The sequence below is a fragment of the Streptomyces sp. NPDC006335 genome (assembly GCF_040612795.1).
Classification (GTDB): domain Bacteria; phylum Actinomycetota; class Actinomycetes; order Streptomycetales; family Streptomycetaceae; genus Streptomyces.
The window spans coordinates 604,513-620,563 of sequence record NZ_JBEXQX010000002.1 but is presented as its reverse complement, the minus strand read 5'-3'; the positions used below and the strand labels follow the sequence as shown (position 1 = coordinate 620,563).

Annotated in this window: 15 protein-coding genes; 6 read left to right on the top strand and 9 right to left on the bottom strand. The window is 70.6% G+C overall.

Annotated elements, in window-relative coordinates; all coding sequences use genetic code 11:
- Positions 1-29 precede the first annotated feature (29 nt).
- The gene (locus tag ABZ098_RS08760; protein WP_356588628.1) at positions 30-449 is read right to left on the bottom strand and encodes a hypothetical protein; all 420 of its coding nucleotides are present in this window, start codon (positions 447-449) and stop codon (positions 30-32) included.
- Positions 450-572: 123 nt separating this feature from the next.
- On the opposite strand from ABZ098_RS08760, the gene ABZ098_RS08755 reads away from it, so the two are divergent.
- Together ABZ098_RS08755 and ABZ098_RS08750 are read left to right on the top strand one after the other, a co-directional pair.
- Positions 573-1,079 carry a SigE family RNA polymerase sigma factor gene (locus ABZ098_RS08755; RefSeq protein ID WP_356588626.1) on the top strand — a complete coding sequence of 169 codons (507 nt, stop codon included), beginning with the start codon at positions 573-575 and terminating at the stop codon, positions 1,077-1,079.
- A 56-nt stretch (positions 1,080-1,135) separates the two neighbouring features.
- Positions 1,136-2,392 carry a hypothetical protein gene (locus ABZ098_RS08750; RefSeq protein WP_356588624.1) on the top strand — a complete coding sequence of 419 codons (1,257 nt, stop codon included), beginning with the start codon at positions 1,136-1,138 and terminating at the stop codon, positions 2,390-2,392.
- Here the strand turns inward: ABZ098_RS08750 and ABZ098_RS08745 are convergent.
- Positions 2,389-3,705, bottom strand: coding sequence for an Nramp family divalent metal transporter (locus ABZ098_RS08745; protein ID WP_356588622.1), 1,317 nt, complete (start codon positions 3,703-3,705; stop codon positions 2,389-2,391). The two genes, ABZ098_RS08750 and ABZ098_RS08745, sit on opposite strands and share 4 nt — an antisense overlap.
- A 239-nt stretch (positions 3,706-3,944) precedes the next feature.
- On the opposite strand from ABZ098_RS08745, the gene ABZ098_RS08740 reads away from it, so the two are divergent.
- Positions 3,945-5,288, top strand: a complete 1,344-nt coding sequence (locus ABZ098_RS08740; protein ID WP_356588620.1) for a M14 family metallopeptidase — start codon at positions 3,945-3,947, stop codon at positions 5,286-5,288.
- A gap of 56 nt (positions 5,289-5,344) precedes the next feature.
- On the opposite strand, the gene ABZ098_RS08735 is transcribed toward ABZ098_RS08740, so the two are convergent.
- The 5 genes from ABZ098_RS08735 to ABZ098_RS08715 all read right to left on the bottom strand — a co-directional run bounded on the left by ABZ098_RS08735 (position 5,345) and on the right by ABZ098_RS08715 (position 9,813).
- On the bottom strand, positions 5,345-5,866 hold the full coding sequence (locus ABZ098_RS08735; protein ID WP_356588618.1) for a hypothetical protein: 522 nt from the start codon (positions 5,864-5,866) through the stop codon (positions 5,345-5,347).
- Positions 5,867-5,949: 83 nt separating this feature from the next.
- Positions 5,950-7,422, bottom strand: a complete 1,473-nt coding sequence (locus tag ABZ098_RS08730; RefSeq protein WP_356588616.1) for a gluconate:H+ symporter — start codon at positions 7,420-7,422, stop codon at positions 5,950-5,952.
- Between the two features lie 113 nt (positions 7,423-7,535).
- A complete protein-coding gene (locus tag ABZ098_RS08725; RefSeq protein ID WP_356588614.1) occupies positions 7,536-7,955 on the bottom strand; it encodes a RidA family protein in 420 nt (139 codons plus the stop codon).
- Complete coding sequence (locus ABZ098_RS08720; protein ID WP_356588612.1) at positions 7,952-8,722, bottom strand: IclR family transcriptional regulator; 771 nt, start codon at positions 8,720-8,722, stop codon at positions 7,952-7,954. The genes ABZ098_RS08725 and ABZ098_RS08720 overlap by 4 nt, the downstream gene beginning before the upstream one ends.
- Positions 8,719-9,813 (bottom strand): sugar kinase, encoded by a 1,095-nt coding sequence (locus ABZ098_RS08715; protein WP_356588610.1) that lies wholly within the window; start codon positions 9,811-9,813, stop codon positions 8,719-8,721. Before ABZ098_RS08715 ends, ABZ098_RS08720 begins: the two co-directional genes overlap by 4 nt.
- 111 nt (positions 9,814-9,924) lie before the next feature.
- Here ABZ098_RS08715 and ABZ098_RS08710 point away from each other — a divergent pair, with 111 nt between their 5' ends.
- Positions 9,925-11,199, top strand: a complete 1,275-nt coding sequence (locus ABZ098_RS08710) for an amino acid deaminase (RefSeq protein ID WP_356588608.1) — start codon at positions 9,925-9,927, stop codon at positions 11,197-11,199.
- A 25-nt stretch (positions 11,200-11,224) separates the two neighbouring features.
- A complete protein-coding gene (locus ABZ098_RS08705) occupies positions 11,225-12,856 on the top strand; it encodes a D-aminoacylase (protein ID WP_356588606.1) in 1,632 nt (543 codons plus the stop codon).
- A 7-nt stretch (positions 12,857-12,863) separates the two neighbouring features.
- Here the strand turns inward: ABZ098_RS08705 and ABZ098_RS08700 are convergent, their stop codons facing one another.
- On the bottom strand, positions 12,864-13,796 hold the full coding sequence (locus ABZ098_RS08700) for a serine protease (RefSeq protein WP_356588603.1): 933 nt from the start codon (positions 13,794-13,796) through the stop codon (positions 12,864-12,866).
- A 202-nt stretch (positions 13,797-13,998) separates the two neighbouring features.
- On the bottom strand, positions 13,999-14,685 hold the full coding sequence (locus ABZ098_RS08695; protein WP_356588601.1) for a hypothetical protein: 687 nt from the start codon (positions 14,683-14,685) through the stop codon (positions 13,999-14,001).
- Between the two features lie 125 nt (positions 14,686-14,810).
- Between ABZ098_RS08695 and ABZ098_RS08690 the strand changes: the two genes are divergently transcribed.
- Entirely contained in the window at positions 14,811-16,022 is a 1,212-nt protein-coding gene (locus tag ABZ098_RS08690) for a pyridoxal phosphate-dependent aminotransferase (RefSeq protein ID WP_356588599.1), read from the top strand.
- Positions 16,023-16,051 lie beyond the last annotated feature (29 nt).

Sequence of the window (16,051 nt, the reverse complement as noted above, 5' to 3'; positions counted from 1 at the left end):
GGCGCTCCGCACTTCGGCGATCTCCACCTTCACGCCAACGGCTTGTAGTAACCGAGGATCGCGGCCAGTTCGGCGAACCAGCGGCCCAGGGTGTCCCGGCTCCTCGCGTCGACGACGCACTCGTAGAAGCGGCCGTCGAGGTGGATGACGGCCATCATCAGGGTCTTGCCGTTGGGGCCCGCCTTGTAGTGGACGCTGCGGATCTCGTGCCAGGGGAACTCGGCCGAGTGGCCGTGGTCCTCGAAGGCGACGCCCGCGGAGTCGACGACGATGGAGTTGTGGCGGTCCACCGCCATGAACTCCGGGCCTTCCAGGGCCTGTTGGGGCGGCTGCGCGGCGAAGGCCGACGGGGGCGGGGGCGGACCGAAACCCGGGGCCGCGCCCGGCGGGGGCGGCGGGGGGCCGTACGGATGGGGCCCGCCGCCGTAGGGCGGTGGCTGGGTGGTCATCGGCGTCCGTCCCCTCGCGTCGCGAAGTGTTTCCAGATCATGTGAAACATTCTCCCCACCTCACGGCGTCAGTGAAGTGAGGACCTCTTCCACGGCCGGGCGTACAGCACCAGGGGGAAACACATGAGACAGGCCCGCGCGGACGAGTACGCCGAGTTCGCCGCCGCCCGGGCCGGACATCTGTACCGGTCGGCGTGTCTGCTGACCGCGGGTGACACCCATCTCGCGGAGGACCTGGTGCAGGAGGCGCTCGGGCGGATCTACGTCCGCTGGAGCCGGGTCTCCCACGTCGGCAACCCCGCGGCGTACGCGCAGACCGTCCTGGTCCGGGTGTTCCTGACCCATCAGCGCCGCCGCAGCAGCAAGGAGCGCGCGACCGACGTCCTGCCGGAGGTGGCCGCCGCCGGCGTCGACACGCCCCTGCGGCTGACGCTGCTCGACGCCCTCGCACGGCTGCCCGCCAAGGACCGGGCCGTGGTCGTCCTGCGCTACTGGGAGGACCGCTCCATCGAGGAGACCGCCGGAGTCCTGGACGCCACCGCGGCCGCCGTCCGCACCCGCTGCACCCGAGCCCTCAAGCAGCTGCGCGGGCTCCTCGGCGAGGACATCGACGCCTACGCGCGGCCCTGACCGGCCCCCCTGACCGCCCTTTCGACCGATCGACCGACCCGAACGGTGGCTGCCCCATGTCCGCAGACCAGCACAAGGACCCCTTCGAGGAGCGGCTCGCCGCCGCCCTGCACGAGACCGGCGCCGGGTTCGACACCGACCGCACGGCCCTCGCTACCCGCGGCGCGGTGCGGGGTCGGCGCAAACGGTTCGTGCGGCGGGCCGCCGTCGTCGGGGGCGCCGCGAGCGTCGTGCTCGCCTGCGTGGGCGGGACGCTGTTCCTGCGGCCGGGCGGTACGGCGGCCGAGGCCGTGCCGTCGTCCGTGACGGCCTCCGCCGAGCCGAAGCCGAAGCCGAAGCCGAGCGTCACCGCCACGCCCATGACCGGCGAGCAGATGATCGCGACCCTCAAGAGCCTGTTGCCGAAGGGTGACTTCAGCCAGGAGCGCGGGCGCGGCACCGATCCGACCGACGACCTGAAGGTGCCCGCGCCGTACGCCGGGCTCGTCCTCGACGACGGCGACGGCGCCGCGGCCGTCGAGGTCGCCGTGGGCCGGGTGCAGCCGGGCGGCGTGGAGGCCCGGCAGGCGACCCGGTGCCCCGACCGGGCGTACCTCCCGTACGACGCCTGCACGACGAGTCGGCTCGCCGACGGGTCCGTGGTCACCGTGCTCCAGCGGTACGAGTATCCCGACCGCCGGGTGGACACCAAGCTCTGGACCGCCGAGCTGGTCACGCCGACCGGGCAGCACATCACCGTGAGCGAGTGGAACGCGGCCGCCGAGAAGGACATGCCCGTCACCCGGACCGATCCGCCGCTGGACCCGGCCGGGTTGACGCGGCTGGCGGCGGCGAAGGAGTGGCGCGGCGTCGCCGACGCGCTCCCCGTGCCCCAACCCGAGCCGGAGCTCCCCGGCTCCCACCTGCATGCCCGCACCGACCTGCTGGCCCTGCTGCCGAAGGGCCTGAAGGTGACCGACAAGAGCAGCGACGACGGTGACTTCGCCTACGCCGTGGTCGATGACGGCAAGGGCAGGAGCCTGGTCCAGGTCAATGTGCAGCCGGACATGCTGGACGCGGCCGGTGACCTGTTCGGCTCGGGCTCCGAGACCCTGCCCGACGGCACCCGGGTCGCCGTCAAGCAGGGGCCCGGGGACAGGGGCCACCAGGTCATGTGGACCGTCGACACCATGCGCGCCGACGGCAGGCGAGTGGTGATCAGCGCCTTCAACGCCGGCACCCAGAACGAGTCCCCGACCCGTGAGACTCCGGCGCTGACCATCGCCCAGATGCGGACGATGGCCCTGGACGACCGGTGGTGGAGCGGCAGTTAGAAGAACTCCGACCAGGGCTGGTCCCAGATCTGCTTCACGCACAGGACCAGGAACAGCAGGCCGGCGATCGCCAGCATCGCGTTGCTCAGGGGACCGTTGCGCCACTGAACGGGCGTGCGGGAGGTGTTCAGCAGCCACAGCAGCGTGCCGGCCAGGAAGGGGAGGAAGGCCGCGCCGAGGACGCCGTAGAGGATGACCAGGCGGAAGGGCTGGCCCTGGAAGAGGAGGACCATCGGCGGGAAGGTCAGCCAGAGCAGGTACGCGCGGAAGGGCCAGGAGCGCTCGCGTGAGCCGGAGGCGACCTCCTGGCCCGAGCCCGCCGAACCCTCGCGGCCGCGGTAGCGCGCCACGAAGTCCGCGAACATCAGGCTCACCCCGTGCCAGACGCCGATCAGGGAGGTGAAGGAGGTGGCGAAGAAGCCGATGAGGAAGAACTTGGCGGTCGCCGAGCCGTACTCGTCCTCCAGGATGTCGCTGAGCTGGATGAGCCCCTTGTCGCCGCTGGCGATCGCCACATTGGCGCTGTGCAGCAGTTCCGCGCCGACGAAGAGCATCGCGACGACGAAGATGCCGGTGGTGATGTAGGCGACCCGGTTGTCGAGGCGCATCACCTTCATCCAGCCGGTGTTCGTCCACCCCTTGGCGTTGACCCAGTAGCCGTACGCGGCGAGCGTGATCGTGCCGCCGACGCCGCCGATCAGGCCGAGGGTGTTGAGGACGGAGTCCTTCTCGTCGGGCAGGACCGGGAGCAGGCCGGCGAAGGCGTCGCCCAGGTTGGGGGTGACCCGGATCGCCAGGTACACGGTCACCACGAACATGACGCCCACCAGGACGGTCATGACCTTCTCGAAGACGGCGTACTTGTTGAACCAGACGAAGACCAGGCCGACGAGCCCGCAGGCGATGGCCCACCATTCGAGGTCCATCACGTCGGGGAACAGGGCCTGGAGCGGGAGCGCGCTCGACGACATCGCCGCCGCGCCGTACACGAAGCCCCAGATCACCACGTAGACGGCGAAGAACCAGGTGGTCCAGCGGCCCAGGCTCGCCCAGCCGTCGAACAGGGTGCGGCCGGTGGACAGGTGCCAGCGGCCCGCCGCCTCCGCGAGGGAGATCTTGACGAGGCAGCCGATCACCGCCGCCCACAGCAGGGTGTAGCCGAAGTTGCTGCCCGCAATGAGGGTGGCGACCAGGTCACCGGCGCCGACGCCGGTCGCGGCGACGACGATCCCCGGGCCGATGTACCGCCAACTGGATTTGCGCGGTACGGAGTTCGCCTCACCGGTCACTGTGTTGTCCGTGGTGTCCGCCATGAAGGTCAAGAAACCCTAAAGATCGCGGCCCGGCAAGAGGGCGTGCGGTGAAGGACGTGGCACAGCCGGCGCACAGTTCACGCCAACGCGTCTTCATCCGCTCTTGACCTGCTCATGCCACAAGCTCACGATGAGCGGCACACCCGCACCGGCAGCACGTCGCAGAGCTCGCTGAAACACCCCCGCTCCACTCCCCACTTCCGGAGATCCCGGAATCCCTGGAGACCACAGGAGACTTCATGCGACTACGCACACGCGGTTCCGGCGCCCGCGGCGGCACCCGCTACGCCACCCTCGCCGCCGTCGCCTCCCTCATGACCCTCGCCCTCGCGGCCCCGCTCTCCGCGAACGCCGACAGCGCCGCGAAGGCCGCCCCGAGCGCCGAGGACGTCCGCCAGTACGAGATCCACCAGCACTCGACCCCCGTGACCCGTACGGCCATCCAGCAGACGGGGGTGACCGTCGACGAGGCCGACGAGGAGACCGTCGTGGTCTCCGGACGCGCCGACCAGATCAGGAAACTGCGGCAACTCGGCTACGAGGTCTCGGCGTCGGGGTCGGCCCCGGCACGGACCGCGGAGGACGAGGCCCGGCTGTACGACTTCCCGTCGGCCGACTCGCGCTACCACAACTACGCCGAGATGAACGCCGAGATCGACCAGCGCCTCGCCGCCTACCCGAACATCATGAGCAAGCGGGTCATCGGCACGTCGTACCAGGGCCGGAACATCGTCGCCATCAAGATCAGCGACAACGTGGCCACCGACGAGGCCGAGCCCGAGGTGCTGTTCACCCACCACCAGCACGCCCGCGAGCACCTCACGGTGGAGATGGCCCTGTACCTGCTGCGCGAACTGGGCGCGGGTTACGGGAGCGACTCACGGGTGACGAACATGGTGAACAACCGTGAGATCTGGATCGTCCCCGACCTCAACCCGGACGGCGGCGAGTACGACATCGCCTCCGGCTCCTACCGATCCTGGCGCAAGAACCGGCAGCCCAACTCCGGTTCGTCGGCGGTCGGTACGGACCTCAACCGCAACTGGGCCTACCGCTGGGGCTGCTGCGGCGGCTCGTCCGGCTCGACGTCCTCCGAGACCTACCGGGGCCCGGCCGCCGAGTCGGCGCCCGAGGTCATGGTGGTCGCGAACTTCGTCCGCAGCCGGGTCGTCGGCGGGGTCCAGCAGATCAAGACGAACATCGACTTCCACACCTACAGCGAACTGGTGCTGTGGCCCTACGGGTACACGTACTCCGACACGGCGACCGGGATGACGGCCGACGACAACGCCGTGTTCAAGGCGGTCGGGCAGAAGATGGCCGCGAGCAACGGGTACACGGCGGAGCAGGCGAGCGACCTGTACATCACCGACGGGTCGATCGACGACTACCTCTGGGGCACGCACAAGATCTTCTCGTACACCTTCGAGATGTACCCGTCGTCCAGCTCCGGCGGCGGCTTCTACCCGCCCGACGAGGTCATCGAGCGGGAGACCTCGCGCAACCGGGACGCGGTGCTCCAACTCCTGGAGAACTCGGACTGCATGTACCGGTCCATCGGGAAGGCGTCTCAGTACTGCTAGAGGTTTGTGGGGAGCTGCGGGCCGGTGGGGGGCTGGTCGCGCAGTTCCCCGCGCCCCTAGGGAGTCTCGTCGGACTCTTCTTCCTCTGTCTTTGGAGCCTCGGGAGTCTCGTCCTCGAAGTACGCGTCGAGGACGGCGTCGATCTGACCGTCCCACTCCTCGAAGCTCGCCCTCGACTTGGCCTCGATCTCGATCGGGTACCAGCGGCGGTCGGGGGTGTGGACCGTGATGGTGTAGCGCTTGCCGAAGCGGGGCGTCTCCGTCTCGATCGCGCCGATCTCGTCCCAGCGGAACTCGCAGGCCTGGTCGTCGAGGGAGAGCCGTACGCCCCGGTGGTCGGCGACGATCCTCGCGCGCCGGTCGGAGGCCTCGAAGACGGGGCCTTCGGGGGCCTCCTCCTCGGCAGGCTCTCCGGCGGGCTCCTCGACGACCTCCTCCGGAGTCACCTCGGTGTCCTCCGTCTCCTTCGGGACGGACTCCGTCTCGCCGGACACGGGTGAGGTGAGCCCGGGGATGAAGGCCGGGTCGAATCCGGCGCCTTCCAGGGGCTGGCTGCTCGAACCTATGCGCTGCTCCACAGCGGGCAGTATGGTCGACGATCCTGTGCCCGGCCCACCCGGCCCCTACATCGTTACCGGACGCCTACATGGGGCCGCATCGCCTAGACGAAGACACTCAGGACCGCCGCCACCGCGAACCCCGCCACCGACAGCACCGTCTCCAGGACGGTCCACGTCTTCAGGGTGTCGCGTTCGCTGATGCCGAAGTACTTGGCCACCATCCAGAAGCCGCCGTCGTTGACGTGCGAGGCGAAGATGGAGCCGGCCGAGATCGCCATGATGACGAGGGCGACGAAGGCCTGGGAGTGGTGGCCCTCGGAGAGGAGGGGCGCGACGATGCCCGCCGTCGTCACGATCGCGACCGTCGCCGAGCCCTGGGCCACCCGCAGCACCACGGAGATCAGGTACGACAGCACGAGCACCGGAAGTCCGACGTCGTTGAAGGTGTCCGAGAGCGCCTGGGCGACCCCGCTGGCCTTGAGGACCGCGCCGAAGACCCCGCCCGCGCCGACGACGAGCAGTATGTTGCCGACCGGCTTGAGGGACGCGGTCGACACCGTCTCCAGGGACTTGCGGGACCAGCCGCGGCGGATGCCGAGCAGGTAGTAGGCGAGTACCAGGGCGATGGTCAGCGCCACGAAGGGGCTGCCGAAGAACTCGATGACCGAGCGGCCGGTGGAGGGGTCGAACGCGATCGAGGAGAACGTGGCGGCGAGGATCAGGACCAGGGGCGTCCCGATGATGCCGAGGACCGTGGCGAGGGGGACGGGGTCCTCGCGCGGTACGACTCCCTGCGCGCGCTGCTCCTCGATCACGGCCTGCTTGGCCTCGGCGGCCGCCTCCACCATGTCCTGCGGTACCGCGACGAAGATGCGGCGGCCGATCCACGCGGACCAGGCCCACGCGGCCAGCACCGCCGGGATGCCGCAGACGATGCCCATCAGGATCACCCAGCCGAGGTCCACGTGGAGCAGTCCGGCGGCCGCGACCGGGCCGGGGTGCGGCGGCAGGAAGGCGTGGGTCATGGACAGGCCCGCCAGCAGCGGCAGGCAGTAGAGCAGGATCGACTTGCCGCTGCGCTTGGCCGCCGCGTACACGATCGGCGCGAGCACGAAGATGCCGACGTCGAAGAAGACCGGGATACCGAAGACGAGGCCGGTGAGGCCCATGGCGAGGGGCGCCCGCTTCTCCCCGAAGAGATGGAGCAGCCGGGACGCCAACACCTCGGCGCCACCGCTGACTTCGAGGATCGCCCCGAGCATGGTGCCCAGGCCGATGATGATGGCGACATGGCCCAGGATGCCGCCCATCCCGGACTCGATGGTGGACACGGCGTCCGACCGCTGGACCGTGCCGAAGAGTTCGGTGACCGAGAGCCCCGCGAGCAGGCCGACGGCTATGGAGACGCCGAGCAGGGCGACGAAGGGCTGGAGTCTGACCTTGATGATCAGGAAGAGCAGCAGGGCGATACCGAGGGCGGCGACCGTGAGGAGGCCCGCGGTGCCGTCGACGAGGAGGAGCAGGCCACCGGTGTGCGGGGGTGTCTCGGTGGTCGCGGCGAGCGGTAGGGACATGGGGGTCCTCTGCGTAAGTACATGGAGCTTTCGGGCAGGGCGGATCGCGGCACGGCGCCCCGTGGGGTGCCGTGCCGTTCAGGACGTGCGGGAGGTGCGGAAGTCGCGGTGCGTCAGCCGAGGACGGCGAGCGCGTCGATCTCGATGAGGAGCCCGGCGGGCAGGCCGACGTAGACCGTCGTACGGGCGGCCGGGGGCGCGGTGAGGCCCTGCTCCTCGAAGTAGGTGTTGTAGATCGAGTTCATCTCGGCGAAGTGGTCCACGTCCGTCAGGTAGACGCGGATCATCATCACGTCGTCCCAGGAGGCGCCGCCCTCCTCCAGGATCGCCTTGACGTTGGCGAGGGTCTGGAGGGTCTGCTCGCGCAGGGTGGGTCCGGCGGGTGTGGGCGGCTTGCCCTCCTCGGCCGGCAGGAAGCCGACCTGTCCCGCGACCTGGAGGATGTTGCCCTTGCGCACTCCGTGGGAGAACTTCGCCGGCGGGTTGGTGTGGGTGCTCGGGGTGAGCGCGATCTTGTCCGTCTTGTCCGTCATACGGGGTCCTTGGGGTCCTTTGCTGTGGTTCTGCCGGAGTACTCGCCGCTGATGGCATCGGCCGTACGGCGGACCTGCGGGAGGAGGGTGAGGAGTTCCTCGGCGGTGACGACGACGTTGGGCGCGGAGACCGACATGGCGGCGACGACCCTGCCGTCGGCGCCCCGGACGGGGGCCGCGACGCAGTTGATGGACTCCTCGTGGCCACCGAGGTCGGTGGCCCAGCCCTGTTCGCGCACGCGCTCCAACTCCTTGAGGAAGGCGGGGGCGTTGGGTGTCGAACGGGCCGTGTACAGGGGGTATTCGAGCTTGTCCGCGAGGGCGCGGCGCTCGGCCTCGGGAAGGTCGGCGAGCAGCAGTTTCGCGACGGCGGCGACGGTGATGGCGACGGGCTTGCCGATCCGGGAGTACATCCGCACCGGGTACCGGCTCTCGACCTTGTCGATGTACAGCACCTCGTCCTCCTCGTACACGGCGAGGTGAACGGTGTGACCGCACTGCTCGTTCAGCCGTACGAGGTGGGGGTGGGCGATCTCGCGGATGTCGAGGTTCTCCATCGCCTCCTGGGCGAGGGCGATGAGTCGGGCGCCGAGGCGGTAGCGCTGGTCGGACTGGCGGTAGACCATGCCGTGTTCGTGGAGCGTGCGCAGGAGCCGCAGCGCGGTGGACTTGTGGACGCCGAGGCGGTCGGCGACCTGCCCGAGGTCGGCGGGTCCCTCGGCGAGCAACGGCAGGATGCTCAGCGCGCGGTCGACGGTCTGGCTCATGGGGTGCGTACCTCCTCCGGGGCCGTCTCGGCTTGCGTCCAGCCGGGGCCGAGTCGAAGTGTCCCCCACGTGTCGTCTCCGACGGCGACGAGCCGGTCGGCGTGTGCGCGGGAGGGCGGCACGGCGAGGTCACCGGGGGCGGTGAGGGCGGCGGCGGCCCAGAGGTGACCGTGCCGGAGCCGGTCGCGGAGGGGGAGGTTCCGGAGGGTCGCGGAGAGGAACCCGGCGGCGAAGGCATCGCCGGCGCCGGTGGTGGCCACGATGTCCACCTCCAGAGCAGGGGCGAAGGTCACCGACCCCAGGGGCGCGGGGCTGCATCGATTTGCGGCTCCGCCGCGGGGCGCGACCAGCCCCCACTCGCCCGCACCCGAAACGAAGGCGGTGGCCCCCTTCGCCCCTTGCTTCACCACCAGCACCCCCGGCTCAGACAGCACCGCACGAACAGCCGCCGGACCCCCCGTCACCCCCCACGCCTCCTCCGCCTCGTCCTCCCCCACGAACACGATGTCGGCCCTGCGTGCCAGCTCCAGCAGCACCCGGGGCCCGTCGGCATCCCGCCACAACCCGGCCCGGTGATTGACGTCGAACGACACCACCGGCCGCCCGCCCCCTGGAGCCGTCAACTCCCGCAGCAACCCCAGACAGTCGTCCGACAAGGCCGCAGTGATCCCCGACAGATGCAGCAGACGACCCGCCCGCACCACCGAAAGGTCCACGTTCTCGACCGACATCGCCGAAGCCGCCGACCCCGCCCGGTAGTACGCCACCTCATGCCTGTCCGTCGCCCGGTCGCCCGCCGTACGGAAGTAGACCCCCGTAGGACGCGAAGGATCCCGCCCGACCGCAGAGGTATCGACCCCGTACCCCCCGATCGTCTCGACCAGGTGATCCCCGAACCCGTCCGCCCCGACCCGGCTGACCCACCGGACCGCGAAGCCGGCGGCAGCCAGCCCGCACGCCACGTTCGACTCCGCCCCGCCGATGGCCCGGTCGAAGGACGGCACGTCGGCGAGTCGCCCGGGGCGGCTGGGCAGGAACGTGACCATGGACTCGCCGAGCGCGACGACGTCCACGGCGTCGGGGGCATTCACGATGGTGCTGGCTCCTTCATTGACCCGGCGTTGGCGTGGATGTTAGACAGCAGTCAGCGATATACGCAATGAACGTTGCACAGGTTGCAACGCATCCCTCAGGGAGGCCCCGTGTCCGGTACCGAAGCGCTCGCCCGCCTCGCGGAGGACCGCGTCGACCACCGCTTCAAGGGCCTGCCCCCTGACGCGGACGGCCTGACCGTCGCCGAGCTGACCGCACAGCGCCGCAACCTCTTCACCGACGGCTTCACGACCCCCGTGCTCGCTCTGTCCGCCGAGCGCCTGGAGCACAACCTCGCGCTCATGGAGTCGTACGCCGCCCGGCACGGCCTCGCCTTCGCCCCGCACGGCAAGACGACCATGGCCCCCCAGCTCTTCCGGCGGCAGATCGAGCGCGGCGCCTGGGGCATCACCCTGGCCGTCCCCCACCAGGTGCGGGTCGCGCGGGCGTACGGCGTCCAGCGGGTCTTCCTCGCCAACGAACTGGTGGACCCGGCGGCCCTGAGGTGGGTCGCCGGCGAACTGGCGAGCGACGCGAGCTTCCGCTTCGTCTGCTACGTCGACTCCGTCCGCGGGGTCGAGCTGATGGACGCGGCCCTGCGGGGGACCTCCCGCCCCCTGGACGTCGTCGTCGAGCTCGCCGCCGGTGAGGGCGCCCGCACCGGTGTCCGCACGGAGGCGGAGTGCGCGGCCGTGGCCGACGCGGTCGCGGCGACGGGCACGCTGCGGCTCGTCGGCGTCGCCGGTTACGAGGGCGAGGTCCCCGGGGCGGACCCGGAGCGGGTGCACGCCTGGCTGCGCCGGCTGGTGGCCCTGGCGGCCGACTTCGACAAGGCGGGACGGTTCGCGGCGGAAGGGCTCGACGAGATCGTGGTCAGCGCCGGCGGCAGCGCCTGGTTCGACGCGGTCGCCGACGTCTTCGCCGAGATCCCCGAACTCTCGCGCCCCGTCCTGAAGTTGCTCCGCTCCGGCGCCTACGTCTCGCACGACGACGGCCACTACCGCAAGGTGACCCCCTTCAACCGGATCCCCGAGGAGGGCGCCCTGGAGCCCGCGTTCCGTCTGTGGACGCAGGTCGTCTCCCGGCCCTCCCCCGGTCAGGCCTTCGCCAACGCGGGCAAGCGGGACGCGGCCCACGACCTCGACCTCCCCTTCCCGCAGGTGGTCCGGCGGGGCGGCACCGAGCGCCCGGCCACCGGCATCGAGGTGACCGCGCTCTCCGACCAGCACGCCTGGCTGGCCACGGCCCCGGACGCCGATCTGGAGGTCGGCGACTGGCTGGGCCTCGGCCTCTCCCACCCGTGCACGTCCTTCGACAAGTGGCAGCTGATCCCGGTGGCGGAGGCCGACGGGACGGTCGTCGAATACATCCGCACGTTCTTCTAGAACTTTCAGCAGCGGGAGGTCCGGCATGGAAGAACTCGTCATCCGGGACGCGGACGTCGTCGACGGCAGCGGCGCCCCCTCGTACCGCGCCGACGTGGTGGTCGACCGCGGCCGGATCGTCTCGATCGTCAAGGAGGCGGCCGACGCCGGCTGCCAACGCCCCAAGGCGCGCCGGGAGTTGGATGCCGAGGGGCTCACCCTCTCCCCCGGCTTCATCGACATGCACGCCCACAGCGACCTCGCCCTCCTCCGCGACCCCGACCACAGCGCCAAGGCCGCGCAGGGGGTCACGCTCGAAGTCCTGGGCCAGGACGGACTGTCGTACGCGCCGGTCGACGACCGCACCCTGGAGGAGGTCCGCCGGGCCATCACCGGGTGGAACGGCCACGGCGACGACCTCGACTTCGACTGGCGGTCGGTGGGCGAGTACCTGGACCGCCTCGACCGCGGGATCGCCGTCAACGCGGCCTATCTGATCCCCCAGGGCACGGTCCGCGCCCTCGTCGTCGGCTGGGAGGACCGCGCGGCGACCGCCCAGGAGCTCGACCGTATGCGGCAGTTGGTGGCCGAGGGCATGGAGCAGGGCGCGCTCGGCATGTCGTCGGGCCTGACCTACACCCCCGGCATGTACGCCGAGGACGCCGAACTGACCGAGCTGTGCCGGGTGGTGGCCGGGTACGGCGGCTACTACTGCCCGCACCACCGCTCGTACGGGGCGGGCGCCCTCGAGGCGTACGAGGAGATGGTCGCCCTGGCCCGGGAGGCGGGCTGCGCGCTCCATCTGGCCCACGCCACCATGAACTTCGGCGTGAACAAGGGCCGGGCGCCCGAACTGCTCGCCCTCCTGGACGAGGCGCTGGCGTCGGGCGCCGACATCAGCCTGGACACCTACCCGTACACGCCCGGCGCCACGACCCTCGCGGCGCTGCTGCCGAGCTGGGCGGGCGAGGGCGGTCCCGAGGCGGTCCTGAAGCGGCTGGCGGACGACGACACGGCCGAGCGGATCCGGCACCACCTGGAGGAGCTCGGCGCCGACGGCTGCCACGGCGTGCCCGTCGAGTGGGACACCGTCGAGATCTCGGGCGTCGGCGACGCGGCCTTCGCGGACTTCGTCGGCCGTACGGTCGCGGAGTCGGCCCGGCGGCGGGGCGAGAGCCCCTGGACGACGGCCCGCCACCTCCTGCTCGCCGACCGCCTGGCCCCGTCGATCCTCCAGCACGTCGGCCACGAGGACAACGTCCGCACGATCATGCGGCACCGCGTCCACACCGGCGGCTCCGACGGCATCCTTCAGGGCGCGAAGCCGCATCCGCGGGCCTACGGCACGTTCCCGAGGTATCTCGGCACGTATGTACGGGAGTTGGGCGTGCTGTCCCTGGAGGAGTGCGTGGCCCACCTCACCTCGCGCCCGGCGGCCAGGCTGCGTCTGCCGGACCGGGGTCTGGTGAAGGAGGGGTACCGAGCGGATCTGGTCCTGTTCGACGCGCGGACGGTGGCCCCGGGTTCGACGTTCGAGGAGCCGCTCCGCCTCCCGACCGGCATCCCGCACGTCCTGGTCGACGGCCGGTTCGTGATCGAGGACGGCCGCCGCACAGACGTTCTGGCGGGCAGGGCGGTCCGTCGCAGTCCCATGCAACGGAACACCCGACACCGCTAGGGGCACGCTACGGCTTGGGCAGGGTGCACCCGCTCGCGTTCAGGTTGAGCTGGTTGCGGGTCGTGAAGCAGGCCGGGATGTTGTAGATCTCCTGGGCGTAGTTGATGCCCTCGCGGACGGTGACGTTGCCGTTCGCGTCGACCTCGCACGGGTTGTTCTCCGTGCAGCGCTGGCCGTCCTCGTTGCCGGTGTTGTTGACGGCGACGACCTTGCCGGTGGCCTGGTCGATGACGGGCGAGCCCGAGGTGCCGCCGATGGTCTGGCAGGCGGAGGTGTAGCGGACCGAGTCCTTCCAGGTCCAGTCGCCCTCCTTCAGGCGGTACACGAACCCGTCGATGTTGCAGCTGTAGAGCCGCTTCCAGTAGCCGGAGGCCACGGTGATGGCGGTCCCGGCGGTCGGGTGCGTGTCCTGCACGGTGAGCGCCGAGATGCCGTACGAGCTCTTGATCGACGCGTACGTGGAGGTCAGCTGGTAGATCGAGACGTCCGTGTCGGTCATCGTGCCGTAGGCGAGCTTGCTGGCGCGCAGTGTGGCGACCTTGGTGCCGGAGGAGTTGAGCAGTCCGAAGGTCCGGCTGGAGGCCTGGTTGGTGAGCACCTCGCCCGGCTCGGGGAAGCCGGTGGTGAGGCAGTGCCCGTTGCTGAGCACCAGCGCCGGGTCGGTGTCCACGGAGTTGGGGAAGCGGATGACCGAGCCGGAGCAGTTGCTGAGCGAGACGGTCCCGGCGAGGGTCACGGCCTGGAGCTTGGGCGACGGCGACGTGACCTGGGACAGGGTCGCGGTGGCGGACGTGACCACGTCCTGGACCACGGAGACGGGGGTGTCCGTGTCGACGCTCTTGCCCACGCCGGATGCGGCGGGTTGGGCGGCGACCGCGGGTGCCGTGCCGATCCCGGCCAGGGCCAGGGCGCTGAGCACGGCGACGAGAGGCTTTCTCATGTGGGGGTCCCCTCTTGCGACTTGGGCGACCGGAAATCTTCCGGCCGCCCGTGAGTTTGTCATGGACATTGTGAAGAAGGGTGGTCGCTGGGGCAAGAAGTTGTGCCGAGCCCGCGCCTCTCGACGGGCGACACCTCCACATCCGGGACAGCACGAACACCGGGCTTGCCGTTCCGCGAGGTCAACTTACCCAGTCGCAGGCCTACTTGGGCTTCTTCGTGGCGCCCTGTCCGCGCCCCTTGCCGTCGGAGTTGCCCGGACCGCCCGCGGTGACGGGGGCGGTGGCGCTCACCGAGGGGGTGGCCGAGGGGGCGGAGGAGACCCGGGCCGACGGACTCCCGCTCGCCCTCGGACCGTCGGACGCGTCCGCGGAAGGGCTCGCGCCGGACGCGCCGGTGCCGGTCGCCGGCTCACCGGAGGCCCTCGCACCCGGGGCCGCCGGGCGGCCGGAGTCGGCCGGGTCGGTGGCGCCCCCGGTCTCCGGGGCCGCCGAGGAGGCACCGCTCCCCGGGTCCCTGTCGGGCTCCGAGGAGGAGCCCGACAGGGACAGCCCCGCGATCAGCGCCGCCGCGCCCACGGCTCCGACGGCCACGACCACCTTGCGCGAGCGCCCGCCGCCACCGCGGCGGGCGGCCCGTCGCCGGGCGGCGCGGCCGCCGGGATCCGGCGCGCCCGGCTCCCGGTCGCCGGATTCCGGACCTGCGGGCTCCGGACCCGCGGGCTCCGGACCCGCGGGCTCGACCTGGGGGAGCTCGGCCGTCGCGTCGTACTCGTTCTGCCAGCCGTGCGCGGCCGCGGGGTCCGGGTACTCCTCGTACGCCGGGGCCGCCGTGGGCAGTGGCTGATAGACGCGCGGTGCCCCGGACTCGTATTCGACTGGCCTCGACATGGCGCAGGATTGTAGGGACGGATGAGGCCGCTGGGACAGCTACCGGCGATAACAGCCCAAACCGCCGCGTCTCACGTGGCGGAAAACACGACCCGTCAGGCGTTACCGGGCCGTAAGCTCCAGACATGCAGGTGATCCAGTCGACCAAGCTCGCCAATGTCTGTTACGAGATCCGGGGCCCGGTTCTCGAGGAGGCGATGCGCCTGGAAGCGGCCGGGCACCGCATCCTCAAGCTGAACACGGGCAACCCCGCGGCCTTCGGGTTCGAGGCACCGCCGGAGATCCTGGAGGACGTCCTCCGCAACGTCTCGACGGCCCATGGATACGGCGACGCGAAGGGACTGCTCGCCGCGCGCCGGGCCGTCGTCATGCACAACCAGACCATCGGCATCGAGACCGACGTCGAGCACGTCTTCATCGGCAACGGCGTCTCCGAGCTGATCGTGATGGCCATGCAGGGCCTGCTGGACGACGGCGACGAGGTCCTCGTACCGGCCCCCGACTACCCGCTGTGGACTGCCGCGGTGTCCCTGTCCGGCGGGACGGCCGTGCACTACCGCTGCGACGAGCAGGCGGACTGGATGCCCGACCTGGCGGACGTGGAGCGGAAGGTCACCGACCGCACCAAGGCGATCGTCATCATCAACCCCAACAACCCCACGGGCGCGGTCTACGACGAGACCATGCTCAAGGGGCTGACCGACATCGCCCGCCGTCACAACCTGCTGGTCTGCTCGGACGAGATCTACGACAAGATCCTCTACGACGGCGCCACGCACACCCCGACCGCCTCGATCGCCCCCGACCTGCTGACCCTCACCTTCAACGGCATGTCCAAGGCGTACCGGGTGGCGGGCTACCGGGTGGGCTGGATGTCGATCTCCGGCCCGCGCGCGCACGCCGACTCCTACATCGAGGGCCTGACCGTCCTGGCCAACATGCGTCTGTGCGCGAACATGCCGGGGCAGCACGGGGTGGTCGCCGCGCTCAGCGGACGGCAGTCCATCAAGGACCTGGTCCTGCCGGGCGGGCGGCTCGTCGAGCAGCGGGACGTGGCGTACGAGCTGCTGACGCAGATCCCCGGCGTGAGCTGCGTGAAGCCGAAGGGGGCGCTGTACCTCTTCCCCCGCCTCGACCCCAAGGTCTTCAAGATCAAGGACGACCGGCGGATGGTCCTCGACCTGCTGCGCCAGGAGAAGATCATGGTCGTCCAGGGTTCCGGCTTCAACTGGCCCGAACCCGATCACTTCCGGGTGGTCACCCTGCCCACCGTCGGCGACCTGCGGGACGCGGTGGGGCGGATCGGGAACTTCCTGGACGGGTACGGGCAGCCGTAAACCTCGTCGCACCCGATCTTTTTCGCTCA